The organism is Sphingobium estronivorans (genome assembly GCF_008692605.1).
Lineage (GTDB): Bacteria > Pseudomonadota > Alphaproteobacteria > Sphingomonadales > Sphingomonadaceae > Sphingobium > Sphingobium estronivorans.
The window spans coordinates 19,938-40,810 of the sequence record NZ_LFCT01000011.1 but is presented as its reverse complement, the minus strand read 5'-3'; the positions used below and the strand labels follow the sequence as shown (position 1 = coordinate 40,810).

General features: G+C 64.4%; 18 protein-coding genes. 5 read left to right on the top strand and 13 right to left on the bottom strand.

Going from position 1 to position 20,873, the window contains the following annotated elements:
- Nucleotides 1-94 precede the first annotated feature (94 nt).
- The gene (locus tag F7P65_RS09220; protein WP_150291446.1) at nt 95-709 is read left to right on the top strand and encodes a TetR/AcrR family transcriptional regulator; all 615 of its coding nucleotides are present in this window, start codon (nt 95-97) and stop codon (nt 707-709) included.
- Nucleotides 710-742: 33 nt separating this feature from the next.
- Here F7P65_RS09220 and F7P65_RS09215 read toward each other — a convergent pair whose 3' ends face one another.
- Entirely contained in the window at nt 743-1,954 is a 1,212-nt protein-coding gene (locus F7P65_RS09215; RefSeq protein ID WP_162854573.1) for a TetR/AcrR family transcriptional regulator, read from the bottom strand.
- 204 nt (nt 1,955-2,158) lie between these two features.
- Between F7P65_RS09215 and F7P65_RS09210 the strand changes: the two genes are divergently transcribed.
- Nucleotides 2,159-4,453, top strand: coding sequence for an arylsulfatase (locus F7P65_RS09210; protein WP_205452003.1), 2,295 nt, complete (start codon nt 2,159-2,161; stop codon nt 4,451-4,453).
- Between the two features lie 135 nt (nt 4,454-4,588).
- Here F7P65_RS09210 and F7P65_RS09205 read toward each other — a convergent pair whose 3' ends face one another.
- On the bottom strand, nt 4,589-6,088 hold the full coding sequence (locus F7P65_RS09205) for a flavin-containing monooxygenase (protein ID WP_240334249.1): 1,500 nt from the start codon (nt 6,086-6,088) through the stop codon (nt 4,589-4,591).
- Between the two features lie 12 nt (nt 6,089-6,100).
- Here F7P65_RS09205 and F7P65_RS22185 point away from each other — a divergent pair, with 12 nt between their 5' ends.
- The 3 genes from F7P65_RS22185 to F7P65_RS09195 all read left to right on the top strand — a co-directional run bounded on the left by F7P65_RS22185 (nt 6,101) and on the right by F7P65_RS09195 (nt 10,156).
- Complete coding sequence (locus tag F7P65_RS22185) at nt 6,101-6,253, top strand: hypothetical protein (protein WP_205452014.1); 153 nt, start codon at nt 6,101-6,103, stop codon at nt 6,251-6,253.
- A 32-nt stretch (nt 6,254-6,285) separates the two neighbouring features.
- The gene (locus F7P65_RS09200; protein WP_240334248.1) at nt 6,286-8,682 is read left to right on the top strand and encodes a membrane-bound PQQ-dependent dehydrogenase, glucose/quinate/shikimate family; all 2,397 of its coding nucleotides are present in this window, start codon (nt 6,286-6,288) and stop codon (nt 8,680-8,682) included.
- A gap of 181 nt (nt 8,683-8,863) precedes the next feature.
- The gene (locus tag F7P65_RS09195) at nt 8,864-10,156 is read left to right on the top strand and encodes a TetR/AcrR family transcriptional regulator (protein WP_162854572.1); all 1,293 of its coding nucleotides are present in this window, start codon (nt 8,864-8,866) and stop codon (nt 10,154-10,156) included.
- Nucleotides 10,157-10,176: 20 nt separating this feature from the next.
- Here F7P65_RS09195 and gstA read toward each other — a convergent pair whose 3' ends face one another.
- The 11 genes from gstA to F7P65_RS09145 form a co-directional block, all read right to left on the bottom strand.
- Nucleotides 10,177-10,782, bottom strand: coding sequence for a glutathione transferase GstA (gene gstA / locus F7P65_RS09190; RefSeq protein ID WP_162854571.1), 606 nt, complete (start codon nt 10,780-10,782; stop codon nt 10,177-10,179).
- 58 nt (nt 10,783-10,840) lie between these two features.
- Nucleotides 10,841-11,488: a glutathione S-transferase family protein gene (locus F7P65_RS09185; protein WP_150291442.1), complete on the bottom strand. Its 648-nt coding sequence runs from the start codon at nt 11,486-11,488 to the stop codon at nt 10,841-10,843.
- A gap of 154 nt (nt 11,489-11,642) precedes the next feature.
- Nucleotides 11,643-11,801, bottom strand: coding sequence for a hypothetical protein (locus F7P65_RS21980; RefSeq protein ID WP_162854569.1), 159 nt, complete (start codon nt 11,799-11,801; stop codon nt 11,643-11,645).
- A 141-nt stretch (nt 11,802-11,942) separates the two neighbouring features.
- Entirely contained in the window at nt 11,943-14,156 is a 2,214-nt protein-coding gene (katG, locus tag F7P65_RS09180) for a catalase/peroxidase HPI (RefSeq protein ID WP_150291441.1), read from the bottom strand.
- Nucleotides 14,157-14,334: 178 nt separating this feature from the next.
- Nucleotides 14,335-14,799: an aminoacyl-tRNA deacylase gene (locus tag F7P65_RS09175; RefSeq protein WP_150291440.1), complete on the bottom strand. Its 465-nt coding sequence runs from the start codon at nt 14,797-14,799 to the stop codon at nt 14,335-14,337.
- A 379-nt stretch (nt 14,800-15,178) separates the two neighbouring features.
- Complete coding sequence (gene fghA, locus F7P65_RS09170) at nt 15,179-16,030, bottom strand: S-formylglutathione hydrolase (RefSeq protein WP_150291554.1); 852 nt, start codon at nt 16,028-16,030, stop codon at nt 15,179-15,181.
- Entirely contained in the window at nt 16,030-16,410 is a 381-nt protein-coding gene (locus F7P65_RS09165) for a VOC family protein (RefSeq protein WP_150291439.1), read from the bottom strand. Before F7P65_RS09165 ends, fghA begins: the two co-directional genes overlap by 1 nt.
- A 38-nt stretch (nt 16,411-16,448) precedes the next feature.
- Complete coding sequence (locus F7P65_RS09160) at nt 16,449-17,561, bottom strand: S-(hydroxymethyl)glutathione dehydrogenase/class III alcohol dehydrogenase (protein ID WP_150291438.1); 1,113 nt, start codon at nt 17,559-17,561, stop codon at nt 16,449-16,451.
- 123 nt (nt 17,562-17,684) lie between these two features.
- Nucleotides 17,685-17,912, bottom strand: a complete 228-nt coding sequence (locus tag F7P65_RS09155; protein WP_150291437.1) for a nucleoside-diphosphate kinase — start codon at nt 17,910-17,912, stop codon at nt 17,685-17,687.
- Complete coding sequence (locus F7P65_RS09150; protein WP_150291436.1) at nt 17,902-18,105, bottom strand: hypothetical protein; 204 nt, start codon at nt 18,103-18,105, stop codon at nt 17,902-17,904. Before F7P65_RS09150 ends, F7P65_RS09155 begins: the two co-directional genes overlap by 11 nt.
- Before the next feature lie 160 nt (nt 18,106-18,265).
- Nucleotides 18,266-20,794, bottom strand: a complete 2,529-nt coding sequence (locus F7P65_RS09145) for a TonB-dependent receptor (protein ID WP_240334247.1) — start codon at nt 20,792-20,794, stop codon at nt 18,266-18,268.
- Between the last annotated feature and the right edge of the window lie 79 nt (nt 20,795-20,873).

Here is a 20,873-nt window from a genome sequence, read left to right as displayed (position 1 = left end):
TAATGAAAGTTGAACCGACTTTCAACTTGAAATAAGAAGGCGCGATGGAAGCGCGCCCGCTGCGGCAAAAAGAACACAGATTGCGAGGATGGGGATGACCGAATCGGCAGGCGAAAAAGACAAGACGCCGCGCACCGCGCGCGGGGAGCGAACCCGCCGGGCGCTGCTGTCGGCGGCGGCGCGGGAGTTTGGGGAGAAGGGCTTCCACGAAGGATCGATCAGCGGCATCACGCGCCGGGCCGGCTGTGCGCTGGGCAGTTTCTACACCTATTTCGACAGCAAGGACGATATTTTCCGGGCGCTGGTGGCGGATATGTCGGGGCAGGTCCGCGACTATGTCGGGCCGCGCATCGCGCAAGCGCGCGACGGCATCGAAGCGGAGCGGCTGGGCTTGCTCAGTTTCCTGGAATTCGCGCGGGGGAACAAGGAACTCTACCGCATCATCGACGAGGCGGAATTCGTCGATCAGGCGGCCTATCGCACCCATTATGAAAGCACGGCGACGCGCATCATGGCCCGGCTGCGCGACGCTGCCGCCCGCGGGGAAGTCAGCGCCGAACTGGACGAGGTGCATGGCTGGGCGATCATGGGCATGAACGTGTTTCTGGGGCTGCGCTTCGGCGTGTGGGACGACAGCCGTCCCGCCGAAGAGGTGGCGGCCATCGCCAACCGGCTGATCGAAAAGGGGATCGGGGCGCGCGGGGATTGATCGCCGGGATCGGCGGGCGGCGCCTCTGCCGCGTCAGCCGCCGTCCGCGTCGACCCCGCGCCATAATATCCTGGCGGCGATGGCCGATTCCGTGCGGCGTTCCTCCTCGTCGATGGCACGGGGAGAGGCGATATAGCGCATGCCGAAGGTCGCAAGGGTGTGGCAGGCGCGCAGGGTGGCGGGCGCTGGAGGAGGCAGGCCGGCCTCTGCCAGAAGCCGGGTGAACGGCTGCCTCAGGCGTTCGACCTGCATCGCATAGAAACGGCGCGCCAGGTCCGGGACGATGGAACAATCCTGGATGAGCAGATGATGCATCGCAACGGACCGGGCATCCAGATGGAGGTCCAGCGCATCGCGGCACAGGCGGCGCAACCGCTCTTCCGGCCCAGCGGATGTGTCCGGCCCGGTTCCCAATTCACACCATTGCGCATCGATTTCCCGATGGAGCACATAGCGGAACAGGTTCAGCTTGTCGCCGAATTGCCGATAAACGGTCGATCGGCCGATCCCCGTGGCCGCAAGGATCCGGTCGAGGCTGGCCGTTTCGTAACCCTGGTCGAGAAATTCCCGCGCCGCCGCGGCGCACAGCATGTCGAACCGCTCCGGCTTCAGGCGCATGCTGGTCGTGCCTGTCAGCTGCGGCGGTTCGAGCGCATAGGGCAGGGGGGCCTCCGTCGCCTCGCCCGTGGGAAGCTGGCGCAGCCCGCCGAGGAACAGCGATACCGTCAGCCGGACCTGTTCGGTCCGCTGAGCGGGGGTCAGCAGGGTATTGCCAAGCAAAAAGCGCGACCCCTCGGCCGTCGTCCCGCCAAGGCGCGTCGATAAATCCGTCGCATTGCTGAACGATGGCGGGATCAGCCCTTCATCGATCAGATTCTGAAGATAGTTTACGAGGCTCCGACCGCTGCGGCGCCGAAATTCATGCAGTTCCGACGCCAGCGCCGGGAAAGACCGGGCCAGAACGACCTGGGCGCGGAACAGACCGAAATGGTCCGGATCGGCATATGCATCGAACTGCCGGATGGCATGGGTTTCCAGCACATGCCGGACCGACCCCTCCGGCTGCGGCAGTGTATCGACGGTTTGTTGGCTCAGGCAGGCGCGCACGACCTTCGCGAACAGGTCCACCTTGTCCTGGAACAAGGCGTAGATCGCCTGTTTGCTGACATGCGCGCCGGCGGCGATGCGGTCGATGCTGGTCCGTTCGAAACCGTCCCGCAGGAACAGGGCGGTTGCCTCTGCCATGATCCGTTCCCCGCGGTCTGTTTCACTTCGCATAGGCGCGCCACCGTTCCTGCCGATTTGCCACTCGCCCCGACCATAGGCCGGTGAGGCGGCGCGGAAAATTCACTTGCATAATTGGGGGTTTTAGTACTGAATAATATCGTACTGATCAACGGTATAAAAGATATCCCCGTACCGCGGGTCCGCCAAAGGAGTGGAACGACCATGAAGTTCAGGAAGAGGAAGACATTATCCATCAGCGCCCTGGCGCTTGCGATGAGTCTGGGCGGCAACGCGGTGGCGCTCGCGCAGACCGCCGAATCCCCGGCCCCGCACGAAGCGTGGCAGCGTCAGGCACCCGCCGGCGCGCCCAATGTCGTGCTCGTGCTGCTGGACGATGTCGGCTTCGGCGCGGCGGACCTTTTCGGCGGACCGACGGCCACGCCGACGCTGGATCAGCTGGCGACGCAGGGTTTGCGCTTTAATCGTTTCCATACCACGGGGATCTGTTCTCCCACGCGGGCTTCGGTGCTGACGGGGCGCAATCCCCATGCGACCGGCATCGGCGCGGTGATGAACACGGCGGATGCGCGTCCGGGCTATTCCGGTTTCCACACGAAGGACACGGCGACCATCGCCGAAATCCTGCGCCAGAACGGCTACAGCACGGGCGCCTTCGGCAAATGGCACCAGACGCCGGACTGGGAAGTGTCGCAGAGCGGCCCGTTCGATCGCTGGCCCACGGGCGAGGGGTTCGAGAAATTCTACGGTTTCATGGGTGGCGAGACCGATCAGTTCGATCCGACGCTGTATGACGGCACCACGCCTATCCTGCGTCCGGCGGGCGATCATTATCATCTGACCGAGGATATTGTCGATCGTTCGATCCAGTGGGTGCGCGGGCAAAAGTCGATGGCGCCCAACAAGCCCTTCTTTCTTTATCTGGCGCCGGGCGCGACCCATGCCCCGATCCAGGTGCCGAAGGAATATATCGCCCGCTATCGCGGCAAGTTCGATCAGGGATGGGACAAGCTGCGCGAGGAGATTTTCGCCCGGCAGAAGCGGCTGGGCGTGATTCCCGCCAACACCAAGCTGACGCCCCGGCCCGCCGAAATGCCTGCCTGGGACAGCCTGACCCCCGACCAGAAGAAGTTCGCATCCCGTCTGATGGAAGCCTATGCCGGCTTCCTCGCCCATACAGACGAACAGATTGGCCGCCTTGTCCAGACGCTGAAGGACAGCGGCCAATATGACAATACGATGTTCATCTACATCGTCGGCGACAATGGCGCGAGCGCGGAAGGCGGGCTGGGCGGCAGCCTGAATTATATGGGCGCCATGCAGGGGGCGAAGGAAAGCGACGCGCAGAAGTTGGCGGCCCTGGACAAGATCGGGTCGGCCGAACTCTATGCCCATTATAATGCGGGCTGGGCCTGGGGACTGGACGCGCCGTTCCAGTGGACGAAGACCGTCGCCTCCCATCTGGGCGGCACGCGCAACGGCATGGTGATCAGCTGGCCGAAGCGTATCCACAATCCCGGCGGCCTGCGCAGCCAGTTCTCCCATGTGAACGACATCGCGCCGACCATCCTTGAAGCGGCGGGCATCGCGGAACCGAAGGAGGTCAACGGCATCGCGCAGAAGCCGATGAACGGCACCAGCCTGATCTACAGTTTCGACGACGCCAAGGCGCCCGAACGGCACACCACCCAATATTTCGAGGTGATGGGCAATCGGTCGATCTATCATGACGGCTGGATGGCGTCGGCCTTCCACGGTCGCCTGCCCTGGCAGGTCATCGGCACGAAGGACCGGCCGATGGAGGAGGATAAGTGGGAATTGTATGACCTGCGGTCCGACTATTCGCAGGCGACGGACCTTGCCGCCAAATATCCGGCCCGGCTGGAAGAGATGAAGGCGCTCTTCATGAAGGAGGCCGCCGCCAATCAGGTGCTGCCGCTTTCAGGCGTGAAATCCGAGGATGGCGGGTTGCCGGACGCGTCGGGAGGCGCGAAGAGCGTCACTTATTATGAAGGGACGGTGGGCGTGGCCGAAAAGGCGCTGCCCAAGATGCTGAACCGATCGTGGACGCTGACTTCCGACGTCGATGTCAGCAATGCGTCGCAGGGCGTCATTGCGGCGGTCGGCGGCGCGGGGGCGGGCTGGTCGCTCTATATCGATCCCCAGCATCGCCCGGTCTTCACTTATCGCGCATTCAACGTGAAGACCGCCAATCTGGTCGGGCAACCGCTGGCTCCCGGCGCGGCCAAGTTGCGGGTCGACTTCGACTATGACGGGCCGGGCTATGCCAAGGGCGGGACGCTGAAGCTGATGGTAGACGGCAAGCAGGTGGCGACGGACACGCTGCCCATGACGCCTCCGGGTTTCTTCACCATCGACGAAACCTTCAACGTCGGGGTCGATATGGGCTCGCCGGTCGGCCACTATCCGAAGGATGCGCCGGTCGGCTATGGTTATCAGGGCGGTCATATCGGCAAGGTGACGATCGACCTGCGATAAGCGGGAAACCTGTACCGGCCCCAGTGCGGGGCCGGCAAAAAAGCCGGGCGGGACCGATAGGATCCCGCCCGGCTTTTTATTGTCCGCCCTTGTGTGGCGGGCGGCGCTGCCAGGGGCGGCGCCGCCTGCCCATCGTCAGGCCGCAGTGGCCGGTTCGAGCGCGGGGGTCAGCGCATAATCGTCCATGACCGGCGCGGCCATGGCGTCGGCAAACGCCTCATAGCTCCAGGGCCAGCTGGCCGGGACGCCGGTGGCGTCGAGATACCAGCTGGAACAGCCCGACCCGAAGATCGTCGTGCGGGCGGCCTCGATCCGCCGTTCGTCATAGGCAGCCAGCGCTTCCGCCTTCGCTTCGACGGCCTGCGCCTTGTTCTGGCGCAGGGGTTCGAGCAACTGCTCGATATAATCCCACTGGCGTTCGGCAATGTCGATCAGGGAGAAATTGCCCACCGGGCTGGTCGGCCCGTTCAGCATGAAGAAATTGGGAAATTCCGGGATCGAGATAGCGTAATAGGCGGTCGGCCGCACCGACCAGGCATCGTCCAGCGACGCCCCGTTCCGCCCGCGCACCGTGGTCGGGCGAATGAAGCGGTCCGCCTCGAAGCCGGTCGCGAGCACCAGCGTGTCCAGCGGCTGCAACCGGCCGTCCTTCAGACGGACGCCTTCGGGTTCGATGCGCGCAATGCCTTCCCGTTCGACGACGACATTGGGCTGCTGCACGGCGTCATAATAGGACCAGGAGTAGATCAGGCGCTTGCAGGCGGCGCGGTAATCGGGGCGCAGCTTTTCCTTCAGTTCGGAATCGCGCACGCTGTTTTCCAGATTGTCGAGGCACAGCTGCTCGACCATGGCGATGTCCGGGCCATCGACTTCGGTGATCGCCCGCGTGAAGCGGTGGATGTTGCTCCAATATTCCTCGTCATAGCGGATCGCGTCGATCAGCGCCGGATCGCGCCGGAATGCCTCCCGTTCCTCTTCGCTGTAACGGAAATAGGGGACAGGCATGATCCATTGCGGCGAACGCTGGAAATGCACCAGATTGTCGGCGCGGTCATGCAACGCGGTGATGATCTGAACGCCGGTCGAGCCATTGCCGATCACGCCGACGCGCACGCCGTCGACCGGGGCGTCGTCTTCCCAGCGGGCGCTGTGGAAGATCCGGCCCGCGAAGCTGTCGATGCCCTCAATGTCGGGCATGCGGGGATGATGCAGCACGCCCGACGCCGCAATGACGACGTCCGCCTTCACCTGCTCTCCGGTCGGAAGGCCCAATGTCCAGCAGCCCTCGTCATCGCCCCAGATGCAGGACACGACTTCGCTGTCGAAGCGGATATGCGGTATGATGCCATGCTTGGTGGCGGTGAGTTCGAAATAGTTCCGAATTTCCTCGCCCTTGGCATAATAGGCTTCCCATTCGGCATGGGGTGCGAAGCTATAGGTATAGGCATGGGCAGGCACGTCGCAGGTCAGCCCCGGATAGCGGTTGTCGCGCCAGGTGCCGCCCAGCCGGTCGGCCTTTTCATAGACGGTGAAATCCTCGCCGGCTTCCTTCAGCTTGATGCCGGCCAGAAGGCCCGCCATGCCAGCGCCGATCACGGCATAGCGAAGGCGTTCGCGTTCGTGGGAAATAGTCAATGCACTCTCCTGATGATCGTCGATGATGGAATCTACTTCGGGCCGCGAATCATGCATCATCCAATTGGATTACTGTCCGGTGGTGGGATTCCGGCGCCCGATCCGATCCCTGCGCACCCGCCCATCGTTGCCGACAGGGAACGAAAAAGCGGCTGGGGCATTTGAACGCCAGGCAGCGGCAGGCATGGGATTTTTCCATGAATTTGAAGAATGTCATGGGCGGGAGCATAGCCGCCTTCATCCTGGGTCTGCTCATCCTGTTGATCGGTCTGGTTCTCGCGATCGGCGGCGCGTGGCTGCTGATCGAAGGGGGGTCGGCCTATTATCTGCTGACGGGCATTGCGATGGTCGTGGCGGGATGGCTGCTGATGCGGGGCCGCGTCGCAGGAGCCTGGCTCTATGGCGCGGTCTTCGTCGTCACTTTCCTCTGGGCGCTGTGGGAAGTGGGTCTGCGCCCTTGGGCACTGGTGCCGCGCCTTGTCGCGCCGCTCGTGCTGCTGATCGCGCTGCTGCTGGTCCTGCCGACGATGGCGCAGTCGCGCCTGCGCTGGCGGGGAGCGGGTGTCGGCGTGGCCGCCGTGCTGGTCGTGGCGATCCTTTTCGGCTGGAGCATCGCGGGCCATTATATTCCAGCGGTCCAGGCGCAACTGCCCGGCGACCGCTATGCGATGACCGATCCTTCGCTGGCCGCGGCGGGCGAGGACTGGCCCGCCTATGGCGGGACGTACAGCGCGCGGCGCTATTCGCCGCTGGCGCAGATCACCCCCGCCAATGTCGGCGGGCTGAAGCGGGTCTGGGCCATCCACACTGGCGATCTGCCGACCTCTGCCCAAATCCGCAACACCTATGGCGCGGAGACGACCCCGCTCAAGATCGGCGACACGCTCTATCTCTGCACCCCCAAGAGCATCGTGCTGGCGCTCGATCCTGCCACGGGCCGGCAGAAATGGCGCTTCGATCCGGGCGTGAAGGACGATGCCATTCCCTATACCGCCGCGTGCCGGGGCGTCAGCTATTACAGCGTGCCCGGAGCGGCGGCGGAGGCGCCGTGCGCGCAGCGGATCATCCTGGGCACGCTGGACGCGCGGATCGTCGCGCTGGATGCCCGCACGGGCCGGATTTGTAGCGGGTTCGGCAAGAACGGTCAGGTTCGCATCACGGACGGCATGGGGGCCGTGCCGCCCGGCTTCGTGTCGATCAACTCGCCGCCGACCATCGTGCGCGGGGTCATCGTCACCGGGCATCAGGTGCTGGACGGACAGGATCGCTGGGCCCCATCCGGCGTGATTCAGGCCTATGACGCGGTAACGGGAGAGATGCGCTGGGCGTGGGACATGATGCATCCCGAACGCAGCGGTCCTCCGCCCGCCGGGCAGACCTATGCGCGGGGCACGCCCAATATGTGGACCATCGCTTCGGGCGACGAGCAGCTGGGGCTCGTCTATCTGCCGATGGGCAATGCGGCGGCGGATTATTACAGCAGCCTGCGCCGACCGCAGGAGAACCGCTATGCGACCTCGCTGGTCGCCATCGACGTGGCGACCGGCAAGCCCCGCTGGTCCTTCCAGGCGGTGCGCATGGACGTGTGGGACTATGATTTCGGCGCGCAGGCCACGCTGGTGGACTTTCCCAGCCGCAACGGCGCGGTGCCCGCGCTGGTGCTGCCCAGCAAGCAGGGCGACATTTATATTCTCGACCGGCGCACCGGCCAGCCGCTGACCCCCGTGGGCCAGATCCGGGTGCCGGGCGGCGGCGTCGAACCGCAGCAGCGGGCGCCGTTGCAGCGCGTCTCGCTCTATCACAGCCTGCGCAAGGCCGATCTGACGGAGCGCGACATGTGGGGGATGTCGCCCATCGACCAGATGATCTGCCGCATCCAGTTCCGGCGCGCCAGCTACAAGGGTTTCTACACGCCGCCCGAATCGGACCGGCGGTCCATCGAATATCCGGGTTATAATGGCGGCACCGACTGGGGCGGCGTGGCCGTCGATCCGGTGCGGGGGGTGATCGTCGCCAATTATAACGACATGCCCAACTATGTCCGGCTGGTCCCGCGTGCCGAGGCGGACCGGCTCGGCTGGGCGCCGCGCGATCAGGCGCGCGGACGGATCGGCGGGGCGGAGGGCGCGGGCGATCCGCAGGCGCACACTCCCTATGCGATCGACGTCAATGCCGGATGGCGGCTCAAATTCACGGGGATGCTCTGCAAAGAGCCGCCCTATGGCGGAATCCGCGCCATCGACCTGGCGACCGGCCGGACGATCTGGGACCGTCCGTTCGGCACGGCGCGCACCAACGGCCCGTTCGGTATCCCGTCGATGCTGCCGCTGACCATCGGCACTCCCAATAATGGCGGCGCGGTGGTGACGAAGAGCGGCCTCATCTTCATCGCCGCGGCCACCGACAATCTGATCCGCGCCGTCGATCTGCGTTCCGGCAAGACCTTGTGGACCGACACGCTGCCGGGCGGCGGGCAGGCGACGCCCATGACCTACAGCCAGGGCGGCAGGCAATATCTGGCGATGATGGCGGGCGGCCACCATTTCATGGAGACGCCCGTGAGCGATGAATTGGTCGCCTATGCGTTGCCCTGAAACTTGCGGATGGTGACGCGCTCCTGCGGCGAAGGGTATTTTAGGGACGTGTCAGACGACGCCTGAACGGATCGTCGATCTGCCGGCACTCGATCATCGAGCAGCTATCGATTGCTCAGGGAGAAAGGGGGTTGGTCAGGGAGGCCGTTGGGCCTATTCCGGCCTCATGACACAGCACGCCATGACCGGACCCGTCCCGCCGGCCCGAGAATCTGAAGCGGTGCGCGACCACATCATGATGTGCGCCATCCCGATGTTCATCGGCAACGGCCTGGGGGCGACCAGCATCGATGCCATTGCCGCCCGGGCAAAGGTGAGCAAGAAGACCATCTACAAATATTTCGATGACAAGGTCGATCTGTTCCGCTGCGCGGTCGGATACGGGATGCGCGGCGGGCCAAAAATCTATGAGCCGCGCGATGCGGAAGGGCAAAGCCCGGCCGAGGCCATCGGCAATTATGTGCGGTGGACCTATCATTCTTACGTCACGCCGGATCGGATCGGGCTTTACCGGGCCAGCATCGAAACCGGATCGCTGGCGCCCGACACAGCGGCTTCGATCCGGGATTCCTTTCGCGACTCCCTGATATGGCCCGCCCGCTATCTCGGCCAGCTTGTCCGCGACGGCATGGTGGTGTGCGACGACGTGCCCACCGCCGCGAGCGATCTGGCATTGATGGCCGTCAACGGCACCGCCCATCTGATGGGCTGGCCGGCGCTTGCCGCGCACCATCGTCCCATCCTGGCGGAATGGACGAGCCACTTCTTTCTGGGGGGGTATAAGGGATTGTGCGCGCTGCCCTCGGCCCGCGCCCGCGTGCCGCAGCCCTTTCTGGCCGGCGACGATATTTTCCAGCCGCTGGTGCCGGAGCGGAGCCGGCCTCTCGCGCCGGAGCGGCGGGACCGGCTGCAAAAGGCGGCGGAGATCGAATTCGCCGCGCAAGGGGCCGGGGGCGCCGCCATCGAACGGATCGCGGCGGCGGCCGGGATCGGCAAGATGACGATCTACCGACATTTCGCCGGCAAGGACGATCTGTTCATCGCGACTGTCGATCGCCTGTCCCGCGCTCTTTATGCCGACACCGCACCGCTGGCTGTTTCCACATTGGCCCTGGCCGACAGGCTGACGGCGATAGGGGCGCGCGCGCTCGCCAATTTCGTGGACGGTGCGAGTATCGACCTGTACCGGCTGATGATCCGGGAAGCGCCGCGCTTCCCTGACCTTGCCCTCACCGTTTTCCGCCGGTCTGAAAACGGCACGGTGCGGGACATCCGGGCCTGCCTGTCCGATGTCCCGGAATGCCAAGCCGTCAGTGGCGAGGCCATTGATTATCTCGCGCTGCAATTCATCACGTTGCTGACGAACGCCAACAAATTCCTGGCGCTGCCGATCCGCCCCAAGGCGGCCGAGCAAAGCCGCATGGTCGCCAGGGCGGTGCAGGTGTTCCTGAACGGCTATGCGCGGTTCGGCTGAACACCCGCCCCAGAGGCGCTTCAGATCAGCCCTTCCGCCTTCATCGCGGCCTGCACCGCCGCCATAGAGCCGATCCTCTCCCGATACCGGTTGAGCGCCTGAAACGGGCTAAGGTCCACCGCGGCATAGGCTGACCAGTTGGTGATGACGAACAGGTAGCAGTCGGCGATCGAGAAGCGGCCGCCGCATAGATAATCCTCGTGCTGGAGTCCGGCGTCGATCTGCGCCAGGCGATCGGTCAACTGGCTGCGGATCGTCGCCTTGAAATCGTCGGGCGCGGTGGGATTGACCAGGATGGAAAAGGCTTTGTGTATGTCGGAGGCCAGATAGTTCAGCGATTCCTGCTGCCGATAGCGTTCCAGGCTGCCGGCGGGCGCGACCAGTTCGGCTTCGGGTTTGAGATCGGCCAGATATTGCAGGATGACCGCCGCTTCGGTGAGCACTTCGCCATTGTCCATCCCCAGCGCGGGCAATGCGCCGTGCGGATTGATCGCCAGATAGCTTTCGCCATTTTCCAGCGTCTTGGTGAACAGGTCGACCTTTACCGGGTCGAATTCGGCGCCGATGGCGTGCAGGACGATGTGGGGAGCAAGCGAACAGGAACCGGGATACCAGTAAAGTTGCATGAGATGCCTCCAGGAGGGATGGTTTATTAGATACCAATGGTATCCTTTTTCGATCCGGTCAAGTGGAGGCGGCGGTGAAGACCGCCCTCTGCGCGTCGAACGCCCGCCGATAGGCAGGCCGCGCCTCGCCCCGGGCGACATAGGCGGAAAGGGCGGGATAGGCGTCGAGCATATGCGAACTGCCGAGCCTGCGCAGCACCGTGACCATCAGCAGGTCGCCGGCACTGAATGCCCCGTCGAGCCAGTCGGCCTCGCCCAGCCAGGCGGACAGCTGATCCAGCCGGACGCGGATGCGGTCCTCCAGCATGGCCAGACGCTCCGCATGCCAGGGCTTTTCGCTTTCGATGACGATGGCCATGGTGCGTTCGAAGATCGGCGGCTCCACCGTGTTGAGCGCGGCGAACATCCAGGCGATGGCGCGCGCCCGGGCGGCGGCGTCGTCCGGCAACAGGCCGGGATGCCGTTCCGCGATGTGGAGCAGGATCGCGCCCGATTCGAACAGGACGAGGCCGTCCTCCTCGTAGGTCGGGATCTGCCCGAACGGATGGCGCGCGAGGTGGGCGGGCTGCTTCATCGCCTCGAACGAGAGAAGGCGCACGTCGCAGGGCTGCCCGACCTCTTCCAGCGCCCAGCGCACGCGCATGTCGCGCGCCAGTCCCTGGCCGCGGTCGGGGGATCGTTCAAAGGCGGTGATCGTGGGAATCATGGCAAAAGGCTCCCAAAGGCAATGCGGTTGGTGGACGGCGGGGCAGGGGGTCATACCAAGGCGCGATGAGTTTGACTCATCGAATCTTGGTAAAGCCCGCGCGGCGCCTGAGCGAAACCCACTTGTGAACGGTCAAAGACCGAGCGCGAAGGTGTTAGTGTATCGGCTGCAAGTGCCGCCGGTTCATCTCGTCCAGCACGGCCTGTTCGAAATCGGTCGGGTGGGCGGGGTCGCGCATCCTGCGGCTGATCGCGCGGAGCTGGTCATCCGAAAGGGAAGCCGCGTCCGCTGCATCCTTCAGATGATCATGCATGGCGAATCTCCGCAAGGCAATCGCGGGATTGTCGCATGAACGCGCCGGGACCTCAACTGGCCGGAAAGACGTAGGTCGAAAGGCAGGGACGCGAAAGGGCCGTCCCCCGGGAGGGACGGCCCCTTTTCTCGTCGCGCCGGTTCAGGCCGTCAGGTCGAAACGGTCGGCGTTCATCACCTTGGTCCAGGCCGCGACGAAGTCCTTCACGAACTTGTCGCCCCCATCGGCGGAGGCATAGACTTCCGACTGGGCGCGCAGCTGCGAGTTCGATCCGAACACCAGATCGACGCGGGTGCCGGTCCATTTGGGCTGGTCGGTCATGCGGTCCGTGCCGGTGAACTCGTCCTTGCCGCTTTCCTTCCAGGCCGTCCGCATGTCGAGCAGGTTGACGAACCAGTCGTTGTTGAGCGTTCCCGGCCGGTCGGTGAAGACGCCATGGTTCGACCCGCCATGATTGGCGCCCAGCACGCGCAGGCCGCCGACCAGCACCGTCATTTCCGGCGCGCTCAGCCCCAGCAACTGGGCGCGGTCGATCAACAGTTCCTCCGTCGGGACATTATAGGGCACCGGCGCATAGTTGCGGAAGCCGTCGACCTTGGGTTCCATCACCTCGAAATTCTGGAGGTCGGTCTGCTCCTGCGAGGCGTCGGTGCGGCCGGGGGTGAAGGGCACTTCGATGCTGCGCCCGCCATCCTTCGCCGCTTTTTCGATCGCCGCCGATCCGCCCAGCACGATGAGGTCGGCGAGCGAGACCTTCTTCGCTCCCGCGCCATCGAACTCGGCCTTGATCTTCTCCAGCGCGCCCAGCACGCGGGCGAGCTGATCGGGCTGGTTCACCTCCCAGTCCTTTTGCGGAGCCAGGCGGATGCGCGCGCCATTGGCGCCGCCGCGATGGTCCGACCCGCGATAGGTCGAGGCCGACGCCCAGGCCGTCTGCACCAGATCCGCGACGCTGAGGTCGGAAGCCAGCAGCTTCTGCTTGAGCGCGGCGATGTCGGACGCATCGACCAGAGGATGATCGACCGCCGGGATCGGGTCCTGCCAGATCAGGTCCTCGGCCGGGACTTCGGGGCCGAGATAGCGCGCCTTGGGACCCATGTCGCGATGGCACAGCTTGAACCAGGCGCGGGCGAAAGCATCCTCGAACGCGGCCCGATCGTTACGGAATCGTTCGGAGATCTTGCGATAGTCCGGGTCCATCTTGAACGCCATGTCGGCGGTGGTCATCATCGTCGGTACGCGCTTGTCGGGGCTGTGCGCGCCCGGCGCCATATCCTCCGGCTTCTGGTTCACCGGCTGCCACTGCTTGGCGCCGGCGGGGCTCTTCACCAGCTCATATTCATAATCGAGCAGCATGTGGAAGAAGCTGTGGTCCCAGGTCCGGGGCGTCGGCGTCCATGCGCCCTCGATGCCGCTGGTGATGGTGTCGTCGCCCACGCCGCTTTCATGGCCGCTTTGCCAGCCCAGGCCCTGCTGCGCGATGTCCGCGCCCTCGGGTTCGGCGCCGATCTTGGACGCGTCGCCCGCGCCATGCGCCTTGCCGAAGGTGTGGCCGCCGGCGGTCAGCGCGACGGTTTCCTCGTCATTCATGCCCATGCGCAGGAAGGTTTCGCGAATGTCGCGCGCCGATTGCAGCGGATCGGGATTGCCGCCCGGCCCCTCCGGATTGACGTAGATCAGGCCCATCTGGATCGCGGCGAGCGGGCTTTCCAGCACCATGTTCTTTTCGGGCTGGATGCGGGTCTGGTTGCCGGGCTGATTGACCCAAAGCTCCTCCGTGCCCCAGTAAATATCCTTTTCCGGTTCGTATACGTCGGTGCGGCCGCCGCCGAAACCGAAGACCGGCCCGCCCATCGATTCGATGGCGACATTGCCGGCCAGGATCATCAGGTCCGCCCAGCTCAGCTTCGCCCCATATTTCTGCTTGATCGGCCAGAGCAGCCGGCGCGCCTTGTCCAGATTGGCATTGTCCGGCCAGCTGTTGAGCGGGGCGAAACGCTGCGTGCCGAAGGACGCGCCGCCGCGCCCGTCGCCGGTGCGGTAGGTGCCTGCCGAATGCCAGGCCATGCGGATGAAGAAGGGGCCGTAATGGCCATAGTCCGCCGGCCACCAGGGCTGGCTGTCGGTCATCAGCGCGGTCAGGTCCTTCTTGAGCGCGTCATAATCGATCGACTTGAACGCCGCCGCATAGTCGAAATCGTCGCCCAGCGGATTACTGGACAGGCCGTTCTGTTGAAGAATATCGAGCGAAAGCTGATTGGGCCACCAGTCGCGATTGGTCCGCCCCAGCAGGGAGCGCAGCGCGGCCGGCTCCTTCATCGGACAACCCAGCGGATCACTAGTCTTTGCGTCCATTGCTTATTTCCTTTCGGCTTCTCCAACGACGATTTTAGGCGATGCCCGGCGCTGCGTGAACAGTCCGGCTCATGTTATTTTTCCGATGACTGTGTGAAATTTATTGCATGAGGGCGAAGGGGGAGGGACGCGGAAAATCCTCCCTATCGGACCATGGGGAGGATTTTCGGTTCCGGCCTCAGATCGCGAAGGCGAAATGGCCCGCGCCCTTTTGCAGGCGGCGCCAATTGGCCGCGTTCATGTGGATCAGCGTGTTGTGGTCGCCGCCCTCGAACCAGACATCGTCGTCGCTCAGCATGTCGTCGTCGATGATGGTCTTGAGACCATAGGCCGCGCCGACCGGCGGGATCGCGCCCAGTTCGCAATCGGGGAAGAGCGCGGCGGTGGTGTGTTCCTCCGCCAGCGACACGTCGCGCGCCAGCCATTGTTGCAGGAAGTTGAAGCTGACATGTTTGGAGGACGGCAGAACGGCCAGCATATATTGGTCGCCCGCCTGGACCAGCACCGCCTTTGCCACCTGCCGCCCGGGAATATGGGCGGCCTGCGCCACCCGCGCCATTTCGGCGGCGGGTTCATGCATCAACTCGTCGAATCTTGTCCCGCAGCGATCCATATAGCTGCGCAATTTCGGGGAAATCGCCATGACATCCTCCATCCCTCAGCCGTTTCGGGGCACGGGCGGCCAGACGACAGGCGGGGTGCCAGGGCACGCGGGCGGGCGGCAGGACTGGCCAGTGCCAATGCATCAGGAATAGCAGATTTCAGCCCGATAACCAATGCGGAAGGGACGGGCTGTTCCTTCGGGCAACTTCCTTCGGGCGACGGCCCTCGCCCTGAATCGCAGATGCGGGAACCGGCGCAATGGGTTATGATCGACCCGTTGCCGTTGCTCGGGGAGACGGCAGCATCATGCCATGCGCATGGCATGATTTTTGGGTCCGGCTGCCCCGACCAATACGCATCTGGCGGTTACAGCCGGACCCAGCAGGTTCAGCGATCGGGGCATCGACCGGCGTGCTGATTCACCCCAGCCGTTCGGCATGCCAGCGCAGATGATCGTCCATGAAGGTGGAGATGAAATAATAGCTGTGATCGTAGCCCGGCTGGATTCGCAGCGTCAGTTTCTGGCCCGCGGCCGTGCAGGCGGCGTCCAGCAATTCCGGGCGGAGCTGTTGCTCCAGAAACGGGTCGGCCCCGCCCTGATCCACCAGCAGATCGGGGACGCGCGCGCCATCCTCGATCAGTGCGACGGCGTCGTGTTGGCGCCACGCTGCCCGGTCTTCGCCCAGATAGCCGGTCAGCGCCTTCCGGCCCCAGGGGACTTGCCCCGGCGCGACGATCGGCGCGAAGGCCGACACCGCCCTGAACCGGCCGGCATGGGTCAGGCCGATGGTCAGCGCGCCATGGCCGCCCATGCTGTGGCCCATGATCGACTGGCGATCCATGTCGGCGGGAAAATGGGCCGCGACCAGCGCGGGCAGTTCCTCCGTCACATAGGACCACATGCGATAATGGGGGGCGAAGGGCTGCTGCGCCGCGTCGACGTAGAAACCCGCGCCCAGCCCGAAATCATAGGCGGCGTCGGGATCGTCCGCCACGATGTTGCCCTTCAGATCCGGGCCCCGCGGCGAGGTGTCGGGCGCGACGAAGATCAGCCCCAGTTCCGCGCAAAGGCGGCGATACTCGCCCTTTTCCGTGACATTGGCATGGGTGCAGGTGAGGCCGGACAGATACCAGACCACCGGCAGCGTGGCGCCCGCCGCATGATCGGGCACGAAGACGGAGAAGGTCATCTCCGTCCCCGTCTCGGTCGACGCATGTTTGTAGACGCCCTGCGTGCCGCCGAACGCCCTGTTGGTCGAAACCGTCTCCATCATGCCATCCGGTGCAGGCCGCACAGCTTGTTGCCTGCCGGATCGCGCAGATAGGCGAGGTAGAGCTTGCCGAAGCTGGCCTCGCGGACGCCCGGCGCGTCTTCGCAGGCCGTGCCGCCCGCGGCGATACCCGCCGCATGCCAGGCGTCGGTCTGTTCGGGCGATGCCATGGCGAAACCGATGGTGCCGCCATTGGCGTGGCAGGCGGGTTCGCCGTCGATCGGCTTCGTCACCATGAACAGCGCGCCGTCATGCATGTAGATCAGGCGGCCCATGTCGTCGGTGATTGCCGGCTTGCCGCCGACCGACGCGAACAGCGCGTCGTAAAATGCCTTGGAGGCGGCGACATCGTTCGCGCCGACCATGATATGACTGAACATGGAAATTCCTTCTCCTGCGGGTATGACCAAAAGGGGCCTTAGAACAGCACGACGCTGCGGATGGATTCGCCCGCATGCATCAGGTCGAACCCCTTGTTGATCTCCTCCAATGTCAGCACATGGGTGATCATCGGGTCAATCTCGATCTTGCCGTTCATGTACCAGTCGATGATCTTGGGCACGTCGGTCCGGCCCTTGGCCCCGCCGAAGGCGGTGCCCTTCCATACGCGGCCGGTGACGAGCTGGAAGGGGCGGGTGCTGATTTCCTTGCCCGCTTCGGCGACGCCGATGATGATGCTTTCGCCCCAGCCGCGATGGCAGCATTCCAGCGCGGTGCGCATCACTTCGGTATTGCCCGTCGCATCGAAGCTGTAGTCCGCGCCGCCATCGGTGACTTCCAGGATCTTCGCGACGGTTTCATCGCGCGACAGGCCCTTGCTGTTGATGAAATGGGTCATGCCGAACCTGCGGCCCCATTCCTCCCGGTCGGGGTTGATGTCGATGCCGATGATCTTGTCGGCGCCGACCATTTTCGCGCCCTGGATGACGTTGAGGCCGATGCCGCCCAGGCCGAAGACGACGACATTCTCGCCCGCCTGCACCTTGGCCGTGTTGACGACCGCGCCGACGCCGGTGGTGACGCCGCAGCCGACATAGCAGCTCGACTGGAACGGCGCGTCCTCGCGGATCTTGGCCACCGCGATTTCCGGCAGCACCGTGAAGTTGGAGAAGGTCGAGCAGCCCATATAGTGGAAGATCGGCTGCCCCTTATAGCTGAAACGGGTCGTGCCGTCGGGCATCAGCCCCTTGCCCTGGGTCGCGCGGATCGCGGTGCACAGGTTGGTCTTGCCCGACAGGCAGCTTTTGCACTGGCGGCATTCGGGGGTGTAGAGCGGGATGACATGGTCGCCCGGCTTGAGCGAGGTGACGCCCGCGCCGACTTCCCGCACGATCCCCGCACCCTCATGGCCGAGAATGGAGGGGAAGATGCCCTCGCTGTCGAAGCCGTCCAGCGTGTAGGCGTCGGTATGGCAGATGCCGGTCGCCATGATCTCGATCAGGACCTCGCCCGCCTTGGGGCCTTCCAGATCGACCTCGACGATTTCGAGGGGCTTCTTTGCCTCGAAGGCGACGGCGGCGCGGGTCTTCATGGGGTGGCTCCTGCTTTGGAGAGGGGGATGGAGGGCTTCCTAACAATATCCCGGGGATGCGGTAAGCGGATAATTCCGCAATATATTATCGCTGTCTTGGGATAATGGCGGCGACCCGGCATCTTACCCGTTCAAAAGCGGATAGCGCATCCGCCAATCGTCCAGCAGCGTTTCGATCACTGCATTTTCCTGAAAGCTGCCGCTCGGCGTGGCGGCCCAGTTGCAGTGCGGATGGGTTTCGCGGGCATAGAGGCGGATCGGCCCCACCACCCGGCGCCAGTGATGCTTGCTGCGGCCGTGGTCGCGCACCAGCCGCGCCACGATCAGGTCGATGAGCTTGTCAGCCGTCATTGTCTTCCTTGTCCCCGCCGGACCATTGGCCGGGCCGTTCCAGATAGGCTTCCAGTTCCCGCCAGTGCCGGTCCCATCCGGGACCGCGTTGTTCCTCCGGCACACGAGCCTCCACCATGCGGCGCGCCCGCGCCACGACATTGTCGGCCGGGGTGCGCAAGCGATCGAGAATGGCGCGGATGCCGTCCGTCATGCGCGTTTTCAACTTTCCCTGGGCAGGATGCGGGCGGATCGATTCCCTATGGGCCAGCGAAGGCGGCGGGGCAAGATGCCGCCGGTGTCCGCCGACAAAAGAAGAACCCCGCCTCGCCTGAGCGAGACGGGGTTCCCGACGCTGCAAATTTCTGTGGACGTCAGAATTGCGCGTTGAAGGTCACGCCGTAGGTGCGCGGTTCGGCATAATAGCCGCCCGCAAAGCCCAGCTGGCCGAAGTCCACGCCGCGGACGAAATCCTTGGCGTTGGTCAGGTTCTTCGCCCAGAGCTTCACGCCGCCGGTACCGGTGCCCAGCGGGATGCCGTCGATCCCGACCTGAAGGTCGAGAATGTCGCGGTTGTCACCCTTCAGCTCCTCATTGAACGGCGAGGTGCTGCTGGTGGTGAAGCTGTACTTGCCGTCTTCATGGGTATAGCCCAGCCGCCCGACGATCTTGGCCGAACCCCAGTTGAGCGGGAACTGCGCATTGATCGCGGCATTGGCGGTCAGCGGGGAGGTATAGCCGGGCGTCACGATCGACGCGATGTTGACCGGCGCGGCGCCCGAGGTGGTCGATTGACCGGCCAGGAACTCCTTATAGTTGATGTCGACATAGCCGATGCTGCCGTCGACCGAGAAATTCTCGGTCAGGATCGCCTGCGCTTCCGCTTCGACGCCGTTGTAGATGACCTTGCCGGCATTGCCGATGCGGGTGGAGAAGGTGCCCACCGGCGCATTGGTGACGGGCACGTTCACCGCCAGATCCTTGTAGATATTGTGGTAGCCGGCGATGTTCAGGCGCAGATGGCGGTCGAACAGCTCGGTCTTCAGGCCCACTTCATAGGAGGTCACATTTTCGGGCTTGAAATAGGGGAGCTGGTTGGTGCCGGTGATCGCGGCATCCTGCGAGTTGAAGCCGCCCGAACGATAGCCGGTCGCCGCACGCGCATAGAAGTTGATGTCGCGCGTGATGTCGTAGCCCGCCATCAGGTTCCAGGTGAACTTGTGGAACTTCGCCGTGCCGGTTTCCGGCACGGCCGGGGCGACCGCGCCATTTTGCAGGCGGAACATCGTCTTGCTGTCCCAGGTGTAGCGGCCGCCGGCGGTCAGGCGGATGCCGCTGTTGCGGCCGCCCGGATAGAAGGTCGCCTGGCCATAGGCCGCGGTGCTTTCCGCCGTGGCGGTGTAGTTGAGCCGGGCGAGCGTCTGCACCAGGCGGTAGCGCGCCGGGTTGCCGGCGGCCAGCTGCGGACCGAGCCCACCGAAGTTCGCGAGGAGGATGTTGTTGGTGTCGAGCACGAAGCCGCTGTTCTGACGGCCGTTTTCCGAACCCTTTTCCCAGAAGTAGAAGCCGCCCACGACCCAGTCCAGCGTGCTGGTGTCGCCGGAGATTTCGACTTCCTGGCTGAACTGCTTGTGCCGGCGGCTGTTGCTGACATCGTACAGATTCTGCGAGGTGGTCGGCACATTTGCCGCGGCGAGCGCCGCTGCGGTCCCGGCCGGATAGATATTTTGCAGCACCGTGGCGGGCATGCCGTTCAGCAGCGAGGCGCTGGTGAAGGCCGGGCCGGTGAACGCGCCGATGCCGTCCAGATCGGTCACGGAATCGCTGTGCCAGTAACGCAGGCCGGTGGTGGACTTCACCTTGAAGGCGCCGAAATCATTCTGGATCTGGAGGTTGTGGCCCCAGCTCTTGTCGGTGGCGCTGCTCAATATGTCGTTGCACACCGTCTTGCGATAGACGCGTTCCGGCGTGGCGAGCGCGGCGCAGCGCGCATCGGCGAAGGTCACGCCTGCCAGATATTGCTGCACGGGCGCCTGCTGCGTCACCATGATGTCCTGGCCGTTGACCGACATCGGCGGGCGCGGGGTGCCGTCAGCGACGTTGGTCAGGATGAACGGCATGGGCGTGCCGCGCACCTTGCTCCAGTCGAAGATGTAGCGGATGGAACCGGTGCCGCCCAGCTTGGCCTTGGCGGCGAAGCGGACCGAGTCCGAATTGCGCGCGCCCGGATCACGGCTGTCCTTGGACTGCATGAGATTGTCGACCACGCCGTCGCGCTGGCTGTGGCTGTAGGACAGGCTGGTGGAAATGCCGGCGATCTCACCCGGATCGAGCATGATCTTGCCGTTCCAGGCGTTGAAATTGCCATAGCCCGCCTCGCCCTTCAGACGGAAGGTCGAGGACGGATCGCGCGAGATGAAGGCGATTGCGCCGCCGGTGGTGTTGCGGCCGAACAGCGTGCCCTGCGGCCCGCGCAGCACCTCGACCCGCTCCACGTCCATCACGTCCAGGCCCATGGCACCGGCGCGGGCGATGTAGATGCCGTCGACATAGAGGCCGTTGGCCGAATCCACGCCGAAGCTTTCGCTGCCGCCGTTGGAAATACCGCGCATGGAGAAGACCGCGGCGCTGTTGCTGGTCGTGCCCTGGACGATGGTGACGTTGGGGGCCAGGCCGCTCAGATCGCGCGAATCCTTGACGCCCAGCTGCTCGATCTTTTCAGCGCCGATGGCGCTGATGGCAATGGGGACGTCCTGCAGCTTCTGCTCGCGCTTCTGCGCGGTGACGACGATTTCGCCTAGCTGGCCAGAGGCCGCATTGTCGGCCTCCTGCGCCAGTGCGGCGCTGACATGTGCGATGCTGCTGGCGCCCAGCATGAGGCTGAATAATGCGATGCGTGTCACGGACACCCTCCAACTCCCAAAAAATCTGCTTAGTGAGGCGCTGAATGCCTCTCTGCGGATGTTAAGTCAACGACGATTA

Bases quoted from the DNA above. Each gene is read 5' to 3' on its own strand.
- F7P65_RS09200 (WP_240334248.1), top strand. From the start codon at position 6,286: ATGAATTTGAAGAATGTCATGGGCGGGAGCATAGCCGCCTTCATCCTG.
- F7P65_RS09150 (WP_150291436.1), bottom strand. From the start codon at position 18,105: ATGACGGACGGCATCCGCGCCATTCTCGATCGCTTGCGCACCCCGGCC.
- F7P65_RS09220 (WP_150291446.1), top strand. From the start codon at position 95: ATGACCGAATCGGCAGGCGAAAAAGACAAGACGCCGCGCACCGCGCGC.
- F7P65_RS09195 (WP_162854572.1), top strand. From the start codon at position 8,864: ATGACCGGACCCGTCCCGCCGGCCCGAGAATCTGAAGCGGTGCGCGAC.
- gstA (WP_162854571.1), bottom strand. From the start codon at position 10,782: ATGCAACTTTACTGGTATCCCGGTTCCTGTTCGCTTGCTCCCCACATC.
- F7P65_RS22185 (WP_205452014.1), top strand. From the start codon at position 6,101: ATGATCGTCGATGATGGAATCTACTTCGGGCCGCGAATCATGCATCAT.
- F7P65_RS09215 (WP_162854573.1), bottom strand. From the start codon at position 1,954: ATGGCAGAGGCAACCGCCCTGTTCCTGCGGGACGGTTTCGAACGGACC.
- F7P65_RS09160 (WP_150291438.1), bottom strand. From the start codon at position 17,561: ATGAAGACCCGCGCCGCCGTCGCCTTCGAGGCAAAGAAGCCCCTCGAA.
- F7P65_RS09185 (WP_150291442.1), bottom strand. From the start codon at position 11,488: ATGATTCCCACGATCACCGCCTTTGAACGATCCCCCGACCGCGGCCAG.
- F7P65_RS09175 (WP_150291440.1), bottom strand. From the start codon at position 14,799: ATGGCGATTTCCCCGAAATTGCGCAGCTATATGGATCGCTGCGGGACA.
- F7P65_RS09210 (WP_205452003.1), top strand. From the start codon at position 2,159: ATGAAGTTCAGGAAGAGGAAGACATTATCCATCAGCGCCCTGGCGCTT.
- F7P65_RS21980 (WP_162854569.1), bottom strand. From the start codon at position 11,801: ATGCATGATCATCTGAAGGATGCAGCGGACGCGGCTTCCCTTTCGGAT.
- F7P65_RS09165 (WP_150291439.1), bottom strand. From the start codon at position 16,410: ATGTTCAGTCATATCATGGTCGGCGCGAACGATGTCGCCGCCTCCAAG.
- F7P65_RS09155 (WP_150291437.1), bottom strand. From the start codon at position 17,912: ATGACGGCTGACAAGCTCATCGACCTGATCGTGGCGCGGCTGGTGCGC.
- fghA (WP_150291554.1), bottom strand. From the start codon at position 16,030: ATGGAGACGGTTTCGACCAACAGGGCGTTCGGCGGCACGCAGGGCGTC.
- katG (WP_150291441.1), bottom strand. From the start codon at position 14,156: ATGGACGCAAAGACTAGTGATCCGCTGGGTTGTCCGATGAAGGAGCCG.